At 71.6% G+C, this 15,167-nt stretch carries 18 protein-coding genes and 1 riboswitch; of the genes, 9 read left to right on the plus strand and 9 right to left on the minus strand.

The genetic code is table 11. The features are described 5' to 3' along the window. Positions 1-100 precede the first annotated feature (100 nt). Positions 101-694, minus strand: a complete 594-nt coding sequence (locus ABZU52_RS28395; protein WP_354974031.1) for an ECF transporter S component — start codon at positions 692-694, stop codon at positions 101-103. A gap of 74 nt (positions 695-768) precedes the next feature. After that, positions 769-873, minus strand: a riboswitch (TPP riboswitch). Positions 874-981: 108 nt separating this feature from the next. Between ABZU52_RS28395 and ABZU52_RS28400 the strand changes: the two genes are divergently transcribed. The 5 genes from ABZU52_RS28400 (at position 982) to ABZU52_RS28420 (ending at position 6,111) form a co-directional block, all read left to right on the plus strand. Further along, positions 982-1,812: an alpha/beta fold hydrolase gene (locus ABZU52_RS28400; protein ID WP_354974032.1), complete on the plus strand. Its 831-nt coding sequence runs from the start codon at positions 982-984 to the stop codon at positions 1,810-1,812. Between the two features lie 6 nt (positions 1,813-1,818). Continuing rightward, positions 1,819-2,619: an AAC(3) family N-acetyltransferase gene (locus ABZU52_RS28405; protein WP_354974033.1), complete on the plus strand. Its 801-nt coding sequence runs from the start codon at positions 1,819-1,821 to the stop codon at positions 2,617-2,619. Further along, complete coding sequence (locus ABZU52_RS28410) at positions 2,616-3,365, plus strand: SIS domain-containing protein (RefSeq protein WP_354974034.1); 750 nt, start codon at positions 2,616-2,618, stop codon at positions 3,363-3,365. Before ABZU52_RS28405 ends, ABZU52_RS28410 begins: the two co-directional genes overlap by 4 nt. Before the next feature lie 158 nt (positions 3,366-3,523). Then, positions 3,524-4,027 (plus strand): DUF6328 family protein, encoded by a 504-nt coding sequence (locus tag ABZU52_RS28415; protein ID WP_354974035.1) that lies wholly within the window; start codon positions 3,524-3,526, stop codon positions 4,025-4,027. Between the two features lie 86 nt (positions 4,028-4,113). After that, positions 4,114-6,111: an acyl-CoA dehydrogenase family protein gene (locus tag ABZU52_RS28420; RefSeq protein ID WP_354974036.1), complete on the plus strand. Its 1,998-nt coding sequence runs from the start codon at positions 4,114-4,116 to the stop codon at positions 6,109-6,111. 186 nt (positions 6,112-6,297) lie between these two features. Here ABZU52_RS28420 and ABZU52_RS28425 read toward each other — a convergent pair whose 3' ends face one another. The 8 genes from ABZU52_RS28425 to ABZU52_RS28460 all read right to left on the minus strand — a co-directional run bounded on the left by ABZU52_RS28425 (position 6,298) and on the right by ABZU52_RS28460 (position 11,004). Next, the gene (locus tag ABZU52_RS28425; protein WP_167337361.1) at positions 6,298-6,465 is read right to left on the minus strand and encodes a hypothetical protein; all 168 of its coding nucleotides are present in this window, start codon (positions 6,463-6,465) and stop codon (positions 6,298-6,300) included. 229 nt (positions 6,466-6,694) lie between these two features. Then, entirely contained in the window at positions 6,695-7,303 is a 609-nt protein-coding gene (locus ABZU52_RS28430) for a hypothetical protein (RefSeq protein WP_354974037.1), read from the minus strand. Positions 7,304-7,369: 66 nt separating this feature from the next. Next, the gene (locus ABZU52_RS28435; protein WP_354974038.1) at positions 7,370-7,768 is read right to left on the minus strand and encodes a transcriptional repressor; all 399 of its coding nucleotides are present in this window, start codon (positions 7,766-7,768) and stop codon (positions 7,370-7,372) included. Beyond that, positions 7,765-8,064 carry a metalloregulator ArsR/SmtB family transcription factor gene (locus tag ABZU52_RS28440; protein ID WP_030338189.1) on the minus strand — a complete coding sequence of 100 codons (300 nt, stop codon included), beginning with the start codon at positions 8,062-8,064 and terminating at the stop codon, positions 7,765-7,767. The genes ABZU52_RS28435 and ABZU52_RS28440 overlap by 4 nt, the downstream gene beginning before the upstream one ends. Positions 8,065-8,107: 43 nt before the next feature. Further along, complete coding sequence (locus tag ABZU52_RS28445; protein WP_354974039.1) at positions 8,108-8,986, minus strand: metal ABC transporter permease; 879 nt, start codon at positions 8,984-8,986, stop codon at positions 8,108-8,110. A gap of 3 nt (positions 8,987-8,989) precedes the next feature. Beyond that, on the minus strand, positions 8,990-9,751 hold the full coding sequence (locus tag ABZU52_RS28450; protein ID WP_354974040.1) for an ABC transporter ATP-binding protein: 762 nt from the start codon (positions 9,749-9,751) through the stop codon (positions 8,990-8,992). Further along, positions 9,748-10,692, minus strand: coding sequence for a metal ABC transporter substrate-binding protein (locus ABZU52_RS28455; RefSeq protein ID WP_354974041.1), 945 nt, complete (start codon positions 10,690-10,692; stop codon positions 9,748-9,750). Before ABZU52_RS28455 ends, ABZU52_RS28450 begins: the two co-directional genes overlap by 4 nt. A 54-nt stretch (positions 10,693-10,746) precedes the next feature. Further along, entirely contained in the window at positions 10,747-11,004 is a 258-nt protein-coding gene (locus tag ABZU52_RS28460) for a hypothetical protein (protein WP_354974042.1), read from the minus strand. Between the two features lie 29 nt (positions 11,005-11,033). On the opposite strand from ABZU52_RS28460, the gene ABZU52_RS28465 reads away from it, so the two are divergent. The 4 genes from ABZU52_RS28465 to dusB all read left to right on the plus strand — a co-directional run bounded on the left by ABZU52_RS28465 (position 11,034) and on the right by dusB (position 14,609). Beyond that, positions 11,034-11,375 carry an antibiotic biosynthesis monooxygenase gene (locus tag ABZU52_RS28465; RefSeq protein WP_124778180.1) on the plus strand — a complete coding sequence of 114 codons (342 nt, stop codon included), beginning with the start codon at positions 11,034-11,036 and terminating at the stop codon, positions 11,373-11,375. 24 nt (positions 11,376-11,399) lie between these two features. Beyond that, positions 11,400-11,879 (plus strand): hypothetical protein, encoded by a 480-nt coding sequence (locus ABZU52_RS28470; RefSeq protein WP_354974043.1) that lies wholly within the window; start codon positions 11,400-11,402, stop codon positions 11,877-11,879. Positions 11,880-11,992: 113 nt separating this feature from the next. Further along, positions 11,993-13,372, plus strand: coding sequence for a glycine--tRNA ligase (locus tag ABZU52_RS28475; RefSeq protein ID WP_354974044.1), 1,380 nt, complete (start codon positions 11,993-11,995; stop codon positions 13,370-13,372). 64 nt (positions 13,373-13,436) lie between these two features. Then, positions 13,437-14,609: a tRNA dihydrouridine synthase DusB gene (gene dusB, locus ABZU52_RS28480; protein WP_354974045.1), complete on the plus strand. Its 1,173-nt coding sequence runs from the start codon at positions 13,437-13,439 to the stop codon at positions 14,607-14,609. Positions 14,610-15,167 lie beyond the last annotated feature (558 nt).

Raw genomic sequence — 15,167 nt, forward strand, 5'->3', positions numbered from 1 at the left:
GCCCGCGCCGCCCCCCCAAACCCCTTTTATAATGAGGTTGGCGACTGTAAATCGCCTTCCGTTGACGCAAACCTCTTGATCAACGTCATCGACCTGGGGGTCAGATCAGGGCCCGGTCTCGGCCTGCTGGGAAACGGTCCAGGACGCCGGTGTTGGCCAGGGCGTTCGTCAGCAGCCAGCCGCCCACGCCGGCGACCACGGTGGCGCTGACGATGGTGAGCAGCGCGTACGGGATGCGGTAGTTGACCAGTTCGGTCTCTACGTTCCAGACGAAGAAGTCGAACAGCGCGGCGCTGAGGCCGGTCAGCGCGCCGGCGAACACCGCGGTCGGCAGCCGGAACGACCGGTACCGGAAGGCGGCGAAGGCCAGCTCGGCGCCGATGCCCTGCACGATGCCCTGCGGGATCACCGTGCCGGCCCACTGGCTGCCCAGCAGCGCGGAGAGGACCGCGGCCACGGTCTCGCAGTAGAGCGCGGCGCCGGGCTTGCGGATGACCAGGCCGCCGATGACGGCGGGCATCAGCCAGACGCCGTAGAGCAGCGTCTGCGCCGGCGGGAAGAAGGCGAACGCGCCCTCGGTGGCGCTCCAGACCAGGCCCCAGGCCCAGAAGATGACGCCGAAGGCGACCGCGATCACCGAGGCGACCACGATGTCGATGGTGCGCCAACGGTTGGTGTCGGTGGTGGATTTCATGTTTGCTCCCAGTTCAAGTGAAGAGAACCAGGAGAAGACGCACGCCGCGCCCGGTGGCACCGGACTGCGGCGCGGCTGGAGGTCGACCGAACTCCCTGCGCTGGCATTACCCAGATCAGGTTCGAGGGTCTGCGGGCGTGCCCGCACTCTCAGCGCTGTGCGCTCCCCTGTCGGATATGAAGTTGTCTCGCTGACGCTAACACCGACCAGGGTCGCGGGCCCAGCAGGGCATCCGCGTGACCTGCGGGAGCAACCGGCCCACCGCCGGTCTGGGTACGCTTCCGATCATGCGGGTTGACGCGCGAGGCTTCACGTTCGAGGTGACCGTCGGCGGTCCGACGGACGGCGTACCCGTCCTGCTGCTGCACGGTTTCCCCCAGCACAGCGGCGAGTGGGACGACGTGGTGCCGACGCTGCACACGGGTGGGCTGCGCACGTACGCGCTGGACCAGCGCGGTTACTCGCCCGGCGCCCGGCCCACGGCGACGGCCGACTACCGGATCCCCGAGCTCGTCGCCGACGTGGTGGCGGTGCTCGACGCGCTCGGGCTGGACGCCGTCCACCTGGTCGGCCACGACTGGGGCGCGGTCGTGGCCTGGGCGGTCGCCGCCGGCCACCCCGGGCGGGTCCACACGCTGACCGCGGTGTCCGTACCGCATCCGGCGGCCATGGCGCACGCCCTGGCCACCGACAGCCAACAGAAGGCCCGCTCGTCGTACATCGCGCTGTTCCGCAAGCCTGACAAGGCGGAGAAGGTGCTGCTGGCGTGGCACGCCACCGCGCTCCGCAAGCTGCTCGGCGGGGTGGGCGACCCGACCCGGGTGAACAGGTACGCCGACCCGATGCGCGAGCCGGGGGCGCTCACGGCCGCGCTGAACTGGTACCGGGCGATGTCCCGTGCCGACCTGGCCGGCGTCGGCCCGGTCGCGGTGCCCACCACGTACGTCTGGAGTGACCGGGACGTCGCGATCGGCCGGACCGCCGCCGAGGCGTGCGCGGCGAACGTCACCGGGGACTACCGCTTTGTGCAGCTACCCGGGGTGAGTCACTGGATCCCGGACGCGGCGCCGGCCCCGCTCGCCGAGGCGATCCTGGCCCGGACCGGCGGAACGGCCTGAGTGGCGGTGGACGCCAACCGGCCCGGATCGCGGCGCTCGATCGCCGCGCAGCTGCGGGTCCTGGGCGTACGCCCCGGTGCGACGCTGCTGGTGCACGCCGGGCTGCGTCCGCTGGGCTTCGTCAGCGGCGGGCCACAGGCGGTGGTGCTCGCCCTGCGCGACGTGCTCGGCCCGGACGGCACGATCGTCGTGCCCACCCACACACCCGACAACAGCGACCCGGAGCAGTGGCGCAACCCGCCGGTGCCGGCGGACTGGTGGCCGCTGATCCGCTCGGAGATGCCGGGCTTCGACCCGGCGGTCACGCCGAGCCGGTACATGGGTGTGCTCGCCGAGACGGTCCGGGGCTGGCCCGGTGCCCTGCGCAGCTCCCATCCGCAGGTGTCGTTCGCCGCGCTCGGGCCGGCCGCCGAGCAGGTGGTGGCCGGGCACACCCTGGCGGACATGCTCGGTGAGGGCTCCCCGCTGGCCCGGCTCTACGACCTCGACGCGGACGTGTTGCTGCTCGGCGTGGACCACTCGGTGAGCACCTCGCTGCACCTGGCCGAGTACCGCCGCCCCGGCTCGCCCCGGGAGCGGCTCGGTGCCGCCGTGCGTACCGCCGACGGTGGGCGGGAATGGGTGTGGTGGCAGGACGTACGACTCGACGCGGGTGACTTCGCCGCGTTGGGCGGGGACCTGGAGGCCACCGGCGCGGTACGCACCGGACCGGTCGGCACCGGGACCGGCAGGTTGATGCGCCAGCGGGCGGCGGTCGACTTCGCGGCTCGTTGGTTGGCCCGCAACCGAACGACGGAGGACGTATGACGGTGAGTGCCGAGGACTACCTGGCCGTGGTGACCGAGACGATCGGCCGGGTGGCCGCCAGTCAGCGGGAGGCGGTGGGGCGGGCCGCCGACCTGATCGCCGAGGCCGTCCGAGCCGACGGCGTGGTGCACGCGTTCGGCACCGGGCACTCGGAGGCCCTCGCGATGGAGATCGCCGGACGGGCCGGCGGTCTGGTGCCGACCAACCGGATCGCGCTACGCGACCTGGTGCTGCTCGGCGGTGAACCGGCCGAACGGCTCGGCCCGCTGCTGGAACGGGACCCGGCCGTGGCGCACCGCCTCTACGAGTTGGCCCCGGTACGCCCCACCGACGTCTTCGTGCTCGCCTCGAACTCCGGGGTCAACGGCGCGATGGTGGAGTTCGCCACGCTGGTGAAGGAGCGCGGCCACGGGCTGGTGGCGATCACCTCGGCGCGGCACTCCGGCCGGATGACCTCCCGGCACCCGTCCGGGCGCAAGCTGAGTGACCTCGCTGACGTGGTGCTCGACAACGGCGCCCCGTACGGCGACGCAACGCTGCCCCTGCCCGACGGTGGCGCGGTCGGCGCGGTCTCCTCGATCACCGCGGCGCTGTTGGCCCAGCAGGTGACCGTGGAGGTGGTGGCGCGGTTGCTGGCAGCGGGGGAGCGGCCCCCGGTCTACCTGTCGGCGAACATCCCGGATGGCGACGCGCACAACAACGAGTGGGAAGCCCGGTACGCGGGCCGGATCCGACGCGGGTCCTGAGGCTATCGGCGACGGCTCGGCCGATGCTTGTGGCCGACGTGCGTCGCCACGATGAACGGCAGATGTCGTGAACCTGTTTCGCGCTCGGCCGGGTGGGGCATTGGCGTTGCTGCCGGCGGCCGGGACCGCCGGCAGTAGCGTCTCACCGGAGGTAGCGCGTGTCCAAGGAGACCGAGAAGCAGCGCTGGCAGCGCAACTTCGCCGACCTGCTGCAGGAGTTGCGGGTCGCCCAGACCGGCGTGCAGATCCTCTTCGCCTTCCTGCTCACCCTGCCGTTCAGCAACGGGTTCACCCGGACCAGCGAGTTCCAGCGGGACGTCTACATCGTGGCGTTGCTCGCGGCGGCCGCCGCCACCGCGATGATCATCTCGCCGGTGGCGTTCCACCGGGCGTTGTTCCGCCAGGGGCGCAAGCCGGAGCTGGTGCGGTTCGCCCACCGGATGGCCACCGGCGGCCTCGCCTTCATGCTGATCGCGATGGTCAGCGCGGTGCTGCTGATCACCGACTTCGTGCTGGACCGGCCGATCGCCTTCCTGCTCAGTGCCCTGACCGGGCTCTGGTTCCTCACGTTCTGGGTGGGCCTGCCGTTCGCCCGGCGCAACTGGGGTGACGACGACATCGACGATGATGACGACGACCCGGACACGACCATTGGCCGCTGACCGCGTCGATCTGCACGCAGCGCTACCCCTGGGTAACAACCGGGGGTAGCGTGGCGGTAGCCGCATCGAGCTTCGAGGGGGCAGCCGTGACCACGACGCAGGACGGCCGACCGGCACCGGACGGTCCCGACTCCGAAACCACCGCGGGCACCGCCGCGCCGTTACCCGCGGAAGCCGGGCAGGTCACCGAGAAGGAGGCCCGGCAGGTCGCCGAGGCCGCCCGCGAGTCCACCTGGGACCGGCCCAGCTTCGGCAAGGAGTTGTTCCTCGGCCGGTTCCGGCTGGACCTGATCGACCCGTGGCCCCGATCCGACCCGGACGACGTGGCCCGCGCGGAGGAGTTCCTTGGCCGGTTCCGCGCCTTCCTGACCTCCGAGGTGGACGGCGCGGCCATCGAACGGGACGGGTCCATACCCGACTCGGTGTTCCACGGCCTCGCCGACCTGGGCGCGTTCGGCATGAAGATCGACCGGAAGTACGGCGGGCTCGGGCTGAGCAACCTGCACTACTGCCGGGCGCTCATGCTGGCCGGCTCGGTCAGCCCGGCCATCGGCGCGCTGCTCTCGGCGCACCAGTCGATCGGTGTGCCGCAGCCACTGAAGATGTTCGGCACCGCAGAGCAGAAGCAACGCTTCCTGCCCCGGCTCGCCGCCGGTGAGGTGTCCGCGTTCCTGCTCACCGAGCCGGACGTCGGCTCCGACCCGGCCCGGCTGGCCACCATCGCCGAGCCGACCGAGGACGGCACGGGTTACCGACTCAACGGGGTGAAGCTCTGGGCCACCAACGGCATCGTGGCCACCCTGCTGGTGGTGATGGCCCGGGTGCCGGCCGCAGCGGGACGTCGGGGCGGAATCACCGCGTTCGTGGTGGACGGCGACAGCGCGGGCATCACCGTCGAGCGGCGCAACGAGTTCATCGGCCTGCGCGGCCTGGAGAACAGCCTGACCCGGTTCCACGACGTGTTCGTGCCCGCCGAGAACGTCATCGGCGGCGAGGGCAAGGGGCTCAAGATCGCGCTGACCACGTTGAACACCGGCCGGCTCTCGCTGCCGGCCATGTGCGTGGGCGCCGGCAAATGGGCGTTGAACGTGGCCCGAGGGTGGGCCGCCGACCGGGTCCAGTGGGGTCGGCCGGTGGGCGAGCACGAGGCGGTCGCGCAAAAGCTCTCCTTCATCGCCGCCACCACGTATGGCATGGAGACCATGCTCGACCTCTGCTGCCTGCTCGCCGACGACGACCGCAACGACATCCGGATCGAAGCGGCGCTGGTCAAGCTGTACGCCAGCGAGATGGCCTGGAAGATCGCCGACGAGCTGATCCAGATCCGGGGCGGTCGCGGCTACGAGACGGCCGAGTCACTGGCCGCTCGCGGCGAACGCCCGGCCGCCGTCGAGCAGATGATGCGCGACCTGCGGATCAACCGGATCTTCGAGGGCTCCACCGAGATCATGCACCTGCTGATCGCACGGGAGGCGGTCGACGCCCACCTGTCGGTGGCCGGCGACATCATCGACCCGGACGCGGGGCTGGGCCGCAAGGCCCGAGCCGGCGCGCGAGCGGGCGCCTTCTACGCGAAGTGGCTACCCACCCTCGCGGTGGGCCGGGGGCAGAGCCCTTCGGCGTACGCCGAGTTCGGGCCACTCGCCGCGCACCTGCGCCAGGTGGAACGTTCGTCGCGCAAGCTGGCCCGGTCGACGTTCTACGCGATGTCCCGTTGGCAAGGGAAAATGGAGCGTAAGCAGGCGTTCCTCGGCCGGGTGGTGGACATCGGCGCCGAGCTGTTCGCGATGTCCGCGGTCTGCGTCCGGGCCACCGCCGAACGGGACAGCCGCCCGGAGAACGTCGAGCTGGCCGACCTGTTCTGCCGGCAGGCGCGGGTGCGGGTGGACGCCCTGTTCGCCGCACTGTGGGACAACACCGACTCGGTCGACAACGCCGCCGCGAAGCGCATCCTCGCCGGCCGCTACGCGAGCCTGGAGGAGGGCGTGCTCACCCCGTCCGACGAGCTGCCCTGGGTGGCGCGCTGGTCGCCCGGCCCGTCCACCGCCGAGGACGTCCGCCGCCGCATCCCCCCGAAGCCGTAACCCCTGCTGGACCCACCTGCCGCGTGCGCCCCGCCCCAAGCGTGTGCCCCGCCCCAAGATCGTGCTCGGTCCTGGAAGCAGTGGCGTCCCAGCGCCCCGAGGCCACTACTTCCCTGTTCGAGCGCGATTTTGGCAGGGCGGGCGGGGCGGGCGCGGCGGGCTGCGCGGGCGCGGCAGGCGCGGCGGTCAGCGGGAGACGGCCCAGGCCAGCACTCCCGCCAGGATCAGACCGTTGAGCCCAGCCAGGGCCAGGTACGCCGCCGGTGGGATCTTCTTGCCCCGGCGGACGAAGGACACCAGGACGGCGGCGTAGCCGAGCAGCAGGACGGCGATGACGACGAGGAAATAGAACACCCGACGACTTTAGCGGCCCCGGCCGCGCAGGCCGAGTTGACGCAGCGCGCGTCAGGTTGTCCACGGGCGCCGCGACGACGCCGCAGTCTCCATGATCAAGTGATGAAAAGTAGGTCGGAGGCCGCGTGGAGACCTACTTTTCATCACTTGATCATGGCGGGGCGCGGGGGCGCGGGGGCGCGGGGGTCATGGCGGGTGGGGGCGTGGGGCTGCCTGTAGTTGCGGGACCTCAGCGGGCCCGGCTGCGTAGACCGAGTTGGCGTAGCTCCAGGGCGGCCAGGGCGTCGACTGTCGCGTCGTCGCCGCGCCGCCACGCCTCGGCGACGTCCGGCGCGATCCGGGTCAGTTGGCCCAGTGGTTGGGTGGCCAGTGCGCGTAGGGCGAGCAGGTCCCGGCCGGCCGGTCCGACGGCCAGCTTCGCGGCCGACCCGGCGCGGCGCATCCAGCGCAACCGCAGCGGCAACCAACCGAAGAGCACGATGCCGAGCGGGAAGATCAGCACCGCGATGGTGAGGGCGAGGGCCAACTGGTCGACCAGGTGCTGCTGGTCGCGGCCGGCGTCGGCGAGCCCCCGGGCGGCGTCGGCGGCCCGCTGGAAGGGCGCGGTCAGCTCGTCGCCGACCAGCGGCACCCGGCGGACCTTGCCGCCGGCGTCGGCGAGGTTGTCGGCGAGGCCACTGCCGGCACCCTCCAGCTTCTGCCCCGGTACGGCGAGCTTCTGCACCAGGTCGTGCAGCCACAGCGCGCCGCGGATCGCCACGTACACCCAGGCGACGACGAGCAGGTCGGTGAGCAACTGACGGGCGGCGGTCGGAAACCGATCGGCATAGATTTTCACGCCGGCCAGCGTGCCACGAACGGCCTTCGCGGGGCACCCGTCGATCCCTGGCGGGGGCCAGGCGGGTCAGCGGAGGCAGGTCGGGCAGGTGCCGAAGATCTCCAGGGTGTGGCTGACGTTGGCGTAGCCGTGCTGCGCGGCGACCCGGTCGGCCCAGCTTTCCACGGCCGGGCCGGCCACCTCGACCGTACGCCCGCACACCCGGCAGACCAGGTGATGGTGGTGCCCCTCGCTGCACCGGCGGTAGAGGTGCTCGCCGCCCGGCGGACGCATCACGTCGATCTCACCGGCGTCGGCGAGCCCTTGCAGGGTGCGGTAGACGGTGGTCAGACCGACCCGCTCGCCGCGCTGCCGCAGCATCGCGTGCAGGTCCTGCGCGCTGTGGAACCCCTCCATCTCGCCCAGCAGCGCGCTCACCGCCGACCGCTGCCGGGTGTTGCGCACCGCGGCGCTGCCCTCGCTCATGATCCCTCCCCGGCGTGGCTGACCGCGTCCGCCACGATGTGCGCGACGTGCTCGTCGACCAGGCTGTAGGCGATCTCCCGGCCTCGGCGGGAGCCGCGCACCACGCCCGCTCCGCGCAACACCCGTAGGTGCTGCGAGACGAGTGGTTGCGCGGCGCCGAGCTTCTCCACCAACTCGTGCACGCACCGCTCGCCGCCGGCCAGCTCACTGACGATGGCCAGCCGAATGGGCGCGGACAGGGCGCGGAGCAACTCGCTGGCCCCGTCGAAACCGTCGTAGCCCGTCGCGCTGGTCATCCTGCAACGGTAACCAATACCACCGACACCTCGCTGATCAGGATCAGCCCAGCACGACCTCGTGCGGTTCCGGTGTCGGCGCGGCGGTCGGCGCGGCGGTCGGCGTGGTCCGGCGGCGCACCACCCGCCAGAGCGCGCCGGCCACGGCCACCACCAGGAACGAGGCGATCGCCACCAGCACCACCGAGGCGCCCGGCGCGGTGTCCGCCGTGGCCGCCACCCAGACACCCGAGCCGGCGGCGAAGAGCCCGAGCGCCATCGCGGCGGCCATCGTGCTGCGGAAGCCCCGGGTGACCTGCTGGGCGGTGGCGACCGGTACCACCATCAACGCGCTGATCAGCAGCACTCCGACGGCCCGCATGGCAATGGTCACGGTGACCGCGGTGGCGACCGCGATCAGCAGGTTCAGCGTGCGGACCGGGAGGCCGGAGACCCGGGCGTACTCCTCGTCGTGACTGACCGCGAAGAGCGCCGGCCGCAACGCGATCATCGTGACCAGGATCGCCGCGCCGAGCACCGCGATGGTGGTCAGGTCGGCCGGCGAGATGGTGGTCAGCGACCCGAACAGGTAGGCGTTGAGGTTCGCGCTTGTCGCGTCGGAGAGACCAACCAGGAGTACGCCGCCGGCGATGCCGCCGTAGAAGAGCAGGGCCAGGGCGAGGTCACCGGAGGTACGCCCGCGGGCCCGGACGATCTCGATGGCGATCGCGCCGATGGTGGCGGCGATCACCGCGACCAGCACCGGTGAGCGGTTGAGCAGCAGCCCCGCCCCGACGCCGGTCAGCGCCACGTGCCCCACCCCGTCGCCGATCAACGCCAGCCGGCGCTGCACCAGGTAGATGCCGAGCGCCGGAGCGGCCAGGCCGATCACCAGCGCGCCGATCAGGGCGCGCTGCATGTAGGGGTACTGGAAGAGTTCCATGGGTCAGTTGCTCCACAGCCCGGCGGGCTCGTCGTAGCAGTGCGGGTGCACGTGGTCGTGGTCGGGCTCCGCGTGATGGCCGGCCGGGTCGGGAACCGCGCCGTCGTGCGCGATGCGACCCTCGTGGACGACGACAGCCCGGCTGATCACCGGTCGCAGCGGGCCCAGCTCGTGGGCGACCAGCAGCACCGTTCCGCCGTCGGCGACGAAGTCGCGCAGCGCGCCGGCGAACGCCTCCTGGCTGGCGGCGTCCACTCCGGCGGTGGGCTCGTCGAGCACCAGCAGCTCCGGCTGGCCGGCCAGGGCGCGGGCGATCAGGGTGCGCTGCTGCTGGCCACCGGAGAGCGTGGACACCGGGTCACCGGCCCGGTCGGCGAGCCCGACCGCGCCCAGCGCGGCGTTGACGGCGGCCCGGTCGGCTCGACCCGGCGGACGCAGAACCCCCCGACGGGCCAGCCGGCCGGAGGCCACCACCTCGCGGACGGTCGCCGGCACGCCGCCGCCGGCGCCCAGGCGCTGCGGGACGTACCCGATGCGTGCCCACTGTCGGAACCGGCGCAACGGCCGGTCGAAGAGGGTGACCGAGCCGGCGCTGATCGGCACCAGCCCGAGCACGGCGCGGATCAGGGTGGACTTGCCGGAGCCGTTGGCGCCGAGGATCGCGACCACCTCGCCGGCGGTCACGGTGAGCGAGATGTCCCGGAGCACCGGGCGGCCGTCGTAGCCGACCACCCCGTGCTCGATGGTGATGACAGGTGAGGTCACGAGCAGCTCAAGGCCGTCTGCAGGGTCCGCAGGTTGGTGCGCATGACCGAAAGGTAGTCCCCGTTGGTGTCGGCGGCGAGCCCTTCGATCGGGTCGAGCACGGCGGTCTTCGCGCCGACCTGACCGGCGATGGTCTCGGCGACCTTCGGGCTGACCAGGGTCTCGAAGAAGATCGTGGTGGCCTGGTGCTCCTTGGCCTCCTCGATCACGTGCGCGAGGCGCTGCGGCGAGGGCTCGACGTCCGGGCTCAGCCCGGTGATGCCGACCTGGTCGAGCTGGTACCGGTCGGCGAGGTAGCCGAACGCGGCGTGGCTGGTCACGATCTCCCGCCGCTGGCAGGTCGCCAGACCGGTCTTGAACTCGCCGTCCAGGGTCGTCAGGTCGGCGCGCAGGGCCGCCGCCCGGGCGGTGTAGTCGGCGGCGTGGTCCGGGTCGGCAGTGCCGAGCCGCTGGGCGAGCTGGTCGCCGATGCCGGCCAGCCGGGTCGGGTCGAGCCAGACGTGCGGGTCCTTGCCGCCGCTCTCCTCGGCGTGCCCCTTCTCGCCCTCGTGGTCGTGCCCGCCGGCGGACGCGTCCAACAGCGGCTGCACGCTTGTCACGTCGAACGCCCGGTCGCCGCCGTTCTGGGCCACGGCGTCGTCCACCGCCGGCTGGAACCCCTTGAGGTAGACGATCAGCTCCGCGTCGCTGACCTCACCGACCTGGCGAGGGTTGAGTTCCAGGTCGTGCGGTTCGGCGCCGGGCTTGGCCAGGTTGGTGACCCGGACGGCGTCGCCGCCGATCCGCTCGGCCAGGAACTGGAGGGGGTAGAACGCGGCCACCACGTCGACTCGCTGGGGGTCGGCGCCGGCGGCACCCCCGGTGGAGCAGCCGGCCCCGGCGCCCAGGGCGAGGAGGGCGGTCGCGGCGGCCAGGGCGCGGGACGTGGTGCGGTTGGTCATGTACCCAACTGTCCGTGGTAACGAGAATGATTGTCAAAAACGCATGCTTGCATGTCAGAGCAGCTTCGCGAGGCCCACCGTAACCAGCAGGGTCAGCATCAGCAGCCGGATCAGCCGGGTCTGCGGCGCCTGGACCGGCCACGTGGTCGCCAACAGGGCGATCAGGGCGGCGGCGAGGGCCAGCGTCAACAGCCCGCCGATCACCCCGGGCGTGAAGAACGCCACCAGCACCACCACCAGGGTGAGCAGGAACACCGACGTCGGGTTCGCCCCGGCCAACCGGGCGAGCAGAGGGCGCTGCGTACGCTGCATCCCACAGACTCTACGAGGAGGAACCCCCGGTGCTGGTGACCAACCGGTTCGTGGTCGACGTCGACACCGCCGACGACTTCACCGAACGGGCGCACGCCGCCCTCACCGCGCTGGCCGCCCGGCCCGGCTACCTGCGCGGCCAACTGGTCCGGGCGCTGGACGACCCCCGTCACTGGTCACTTGTCACCGAATGGGAGTCGGTCGGCACGTACCGGCGGGCGCTCGGCGCCTTCGAAGTCAAGGTCAGCGCCGTGCCGCTGCTCGCCGAGTCCGTCGACGAACCCTCCGCCTACGAGGCGCTGGCCACCGCCGCACCCGGCGGGGCCGTGGTCGTCGCCGAGAGTGATCGGGCCGCGGGTCCTTACCGCTGAGCCGCCGGACACTACGCTGCTCCTATGACCGCACCCGCCCCGCCACCCGGTCCCGGCGTGGCTCCGCCGTTCGCCGCGCCGCCCACCGAGGGCCGCCGGACTCGGCTCTGGATCGGCCTCGGCGTCGGCGCGCTCGCCGTGGTGCTCTGCTGCGGCGGGGGTGGCGCCGCCGTCGTCGGCCTGGCCGTCAGCGGAGTCCAGGCGGTCCGGGAACAGGGCCGCACCGTGACGGGCGACTACTACCAGGCGCTGGTCGAGCGGAACTACCGACGGGCGTACGACCAGCTCTGCGACGACGCGCAGCGACGTGAGTCCCGGCCGGAGTTCGAGCGGCGGGTCGCCGCCGAACCACAGGTGACCGCGTTCCGGGTGGGTGAGGTGGACACCACCTACCTGACCGTGCCGGTCGACGTGACCCTCGACGGCGGCGACCGGGAGCGCCAACAGGTCAGCCTCGGCCAGGACGGGCAGACCGGCGGCGTGGAGGTCTGCGAGGTCAGCTGACCCGCCCCCGGTATTCTGGTGGGCTCGGGGGGACGGTGGTCGTACCGTTGTCCCGAACCGACCGTTCCATCCACTCTCGCCCCCGCCGACCGCCAGCCGGCGTAGGAGGAAACATGCCAGCCGACCGTATCGACGCCGTCGTCAGCCTCGCCAAGCGCCGAGGCTTCGTCTTCCCCTCCAGCGAAATCTACGGGGGCACCCGATCGGCGTGGGACTATGGTCCGCTCGGCGTGGAGCTCAAGGAAAACGTCCGCCGGCAGTGGTGGAAGACCATGGTCCAGCAGCGCGACGACGTCGTCGGCCTCGACTCCGCGGTGATCCTGGCCCGCAAGGTGTGGGAGGCCTCCGGCCACATCGCCGAGTTCGTCGACCCGCTCACCGAGTGCCAGTTCTGTCACAAGCGCTTCCGGGCCGACCACTTGGAGGAGGCGTTCGAGGCCAAGCACGGCCGTCCGCCGACCTCGCTGGCCGAGATCAGCTGCCCGAACTGCGGCAACAAGGGCACCTTCACCGAGCCGAAGATGTTCAACGGCCTGATGAAGACGTACCTCGGCCCGGTGGAAAGCGACGAGGGCCTGCACTACCTGCGCCCGGAGACCGCCCAGGGCATCTTCGTCAACTACAAGAACGTGGAGACGGTCGCCCGCAAGAAGCCGCCGTTCGGCATCGCGCAGACCGGCAAGTCGTTCCGCAACGAGATCACCCCGGGCAACTTCATCTTCCGGACCCGCGAGTTCGAGCAGATGGAGATGGAGTTCTTCGTCGAGCCGGGCACCGACGAGCAGTGGCACGAGTACTGGCTCCAGGAGCGCTGGAACTGGTACCTCGACCTGGGTCTCTCCGCGGACAACCTGCGCCTCTACGAGCACCCCAAGGAGAAGCTGTCGCACTACTCGAAGCGGACGGTGGATATTGAGTACCGCTTCCAGTTCGGCGGCACCGAGTTCGCCGAGCTGGAGGGGGTCGCCAACCGCACCGACTTCGACCTCTCCACGCACAGCAAGCACTCCGGCGTCGACCTGTCGTACTTCGACCAGAGCAAGGGTGAGCGCTGGATGCCGTACGTCATCGAGCCGGCCGCGGGTCTGACCCGCGCGGTGCTCGCCTTCCTGCTGGAGGCGTACGACGAGGACGAGGCGCCGAACACCAAGGGCGGCGTGGACAAGCGCACCGTGATGCGCTTTGACCCGCGGCTCGCCCCGGTCAAGGTGGCGGTGCTGCCGCTGTCCCGCAACGAGGCGCTGTCGCCCAAGGCCAAGGACCTGGCAACGCTGCTGCGCAAGCGCTGGGTGGTGGAGTTCGACGACTCGCAGGCGATCGGTCGTCGCTACCGTCGCCAGGACGAGATCGGCACGCCGTTCTGCGTGACTGTCGACTTCGACACCCTGGACGACAACGCCGTGACGGTGCGCAACCGGGACACCATGGCCCAGGAGCGCGTCTCCCTGGACCAGGTCGAGCGCTACCTGATCGAGCGTCTCCCCGGCTGCTGAGACTCTGCGCACGGGGCCTCGGCCGACGCGATGAGCGCCGGTCGGGGCCCCGTACACTTGTCCGGTGACTGCCTCGACCGTGCCCGCGCTGCGCCCGCTGACGCTCGGCCAGCACCAGGTGTGGCCGCCGGTCGTGCTCGCACCGATGGCCGGGATCACCAACGTCGGGTTCCGGCGGCTCTGTCGCGAGCAGGGCGGCGGCATCTACGTCTGCGAGATGATCACCACTCGGGCGCTGGTCGAGCGCAACCCGAAGACGCTGCGCATGATCGCGTTCGGCGACGACGAGAAGCCCCGCAGCCTCCAGCTCTACGGCACCGATCCGGAGATCACCGCCGCCGCCGTGCGGATCGTCGTCGAGCGCAACCTGGCCGATCACATCGACCTCAACTTCGGCTGCCCCGTACCCAAGGTCACCCGGCGTGGCGGCGGCGCGGCGCTCCCGTGGCGGCGCCGGCTCTTCGGCCGGCTGGTGAAGGCCGCGGTCGCTGCCGCGTCGCCGGCCGGGGTGCCGGTCACGGTCAAGATGCGCAAGGGCATCGACGACGACCACCTGACGTACGTCGAAGCCGGGCTCGCCGCCCAGGAGGCCGGCGTGGCCGCGGTGGCCCTGCACGGGCGGACGGCGGCGCAGCGCTACTCGGGCACCGCCGACTGGGACGCGATCGCCACCCTGAAGCAGGCCCTCGACGTGCCGGTGCTCGGCAACGGCGACATCTGGGAGGCCGACGACGCGCTGCGCATGGTGGCCCACACCGGCGTCGACGGCGTGGTCGTCGGGCGCGGTTGCCTGGGCCGACCGTGGCTCTTCGCCGACCTGGAGGCCGCCTTCAATGGTCGGCCGGAGCGGCGGCTGCCCACCCTCGGCGAGGTGGCGTTGACCATGCGTCGGCACGCCGAACTGCTGGTCGACCAGTTCACGGCCGGCGCCCGCAACCCGGCCCGAGGTGAACGGGACGGCTGCACCGACTTCCGCAAGCATGTCGCCTGGTACCTCAAGGGCTTCCCGGTCGGCGGCGAACTGCGCCGCTCGCTGGCGATGATCGAAAGCCTGGCCCAGCTCGACGACCTGCTCGGCAAGCTCGACCCGGCGGAGCCGTTCCCGGTGACCGCCCTCGGGCAGCCGCGCGGTCGTACCAACTCACCGGGCAAGGTCTTCCTGCCAGACGGCTGGCTGGCCAGCCGCGACGACGACACGGTCCCCGAGGGTGCCGAGATGGACGACTCCGGCGGCTGAGCCCTCGGCCCTCGAGGGGTCGCCGCCGTCGGGCCTTCTTCCGCAAGGTGCCGGCCCGGTTTCGGCCGGGAGCAGGGGTCGGACGTAGGGGTGCGGCGCGCTATCGAGCTGATGTCGTAAACGAGTCATGACCTGGGCTCGGCCGTGCGCTGTCCCGCCGGTGCCACTGACCGCACTGGCACAGGCCTGCCGCTACCGCGTCGCCCCGCGGTGGCCGGCACCGTGTTGCCTTGCGGTGGCCGGCACCGTGTTGCCTTGCGGTGGCCGGCACCGTGTTGCCTTGCGGTGGCCGGCACCGTGTTGCCTTGCGGGTTTCGTTGCGACATTGCTCCGCAGCTGCCGTGGCGACGCTGATTCGTCTACGACATCAGCTCCAAAGGACCCGTGACACCGCCAACGGGACCGCGCCGGGTACTCGTCGCCGAGATCCGCGCAATATCAGGGATGTTGGTGTCTCCTGCGTGTCGGAGGCAGCAACATCGGGGATGTTGCTCGGATCTTGGGCGCGGGGCGCGGGGCGCGGGGCGCGGGGCGCGGGGCGCGGGGCGCGGGGCGCGG

Origin of the sequence: Micromonospora sp. NPDC005220, assembly GCF_040607895.1 — a bacterium.
GTDB lineage: Bacteria > Actinomycetota > Actinomycetes > Mycobacteriales > Micromonosporaceae > Micromonospora.

Excerpts from the sequence above, each read along its gene's own strand:
- ABZU52_RS28440 (WP_030338189.1), bottom strand. The coding sequence starts at position 8,064 with ATGACCAGCGCGACGGGCTACGACGGTTTCGACGGGGCCAGCGAGTTG.
- ABZU52_RS28445 (WP_354974039.1), bottom strand. The coding sequence starts at position 8,986 with ATGGAACTCTTCCAGTACCCCTACATGCAGCGCGCCCTGATCGGCGCG.
- ABZU52_RS28410 (WP_354974034.1), top strand. The coding sequence starts at position 2,616 with ATGACGGTGAGTGCCGAGGACTACCTGGCCGTGGTGACCGAGACGATC.
- ABZU52_RS28470 (WP_354974043.1), top strand. The coding sequence starts at position 11,400 with ATGACCGCACCCGCCCCGCCACCCGGTCCCGGCGTGGCTCCGCCGTTC.
- ABZU52_RS28460 (WP_354974042.1), bottom strand. The coding sequence starts at position 11,004 with ATGCAGCGTACGCAGCGCCCTCTGCTCGCCCGGTTGGCCGGGGCGAAC.
- ABZU52_RS28395 (WP_354974031.1), bottom strand. The coding sequence starts at position 694 with ATGAAATCCACCACCGACACCAACCGTTGGCGCACCATCGACATCGTG.
- ABZU52_RS28475 (WP_354974044.1), top strand. The coding sequence starts at position 11,993 with ATGCCAGCCGACCGTATCGACGCCGTCGTCAGCCTCGCCAAGCGCCGA.
- ABZU52_RS28435 (WP_354974038.1), bottom strand. The coding sequence starts at position 7,768 with ATGAGCGAGGGCAGCGCCGCGGTGCGCAACACCCGGCAGCGGTCGGCG.
- ABZU52_RS28455 (WP_354974041.1), bottom strand. The coding sequence starts at position 10,692 with ATGACCAACCGCACCACGTCCCGCGCCCTGGCCGCCGCGACCGCCCTC.
- ABZU52_RS28400 (WP_354974032.1), top strand. The coding sequence starts at position 982 with ATGCGGGTTGACGCGCGAGGCTTCACGTTCGAGGTGACCGTCGGCGGT.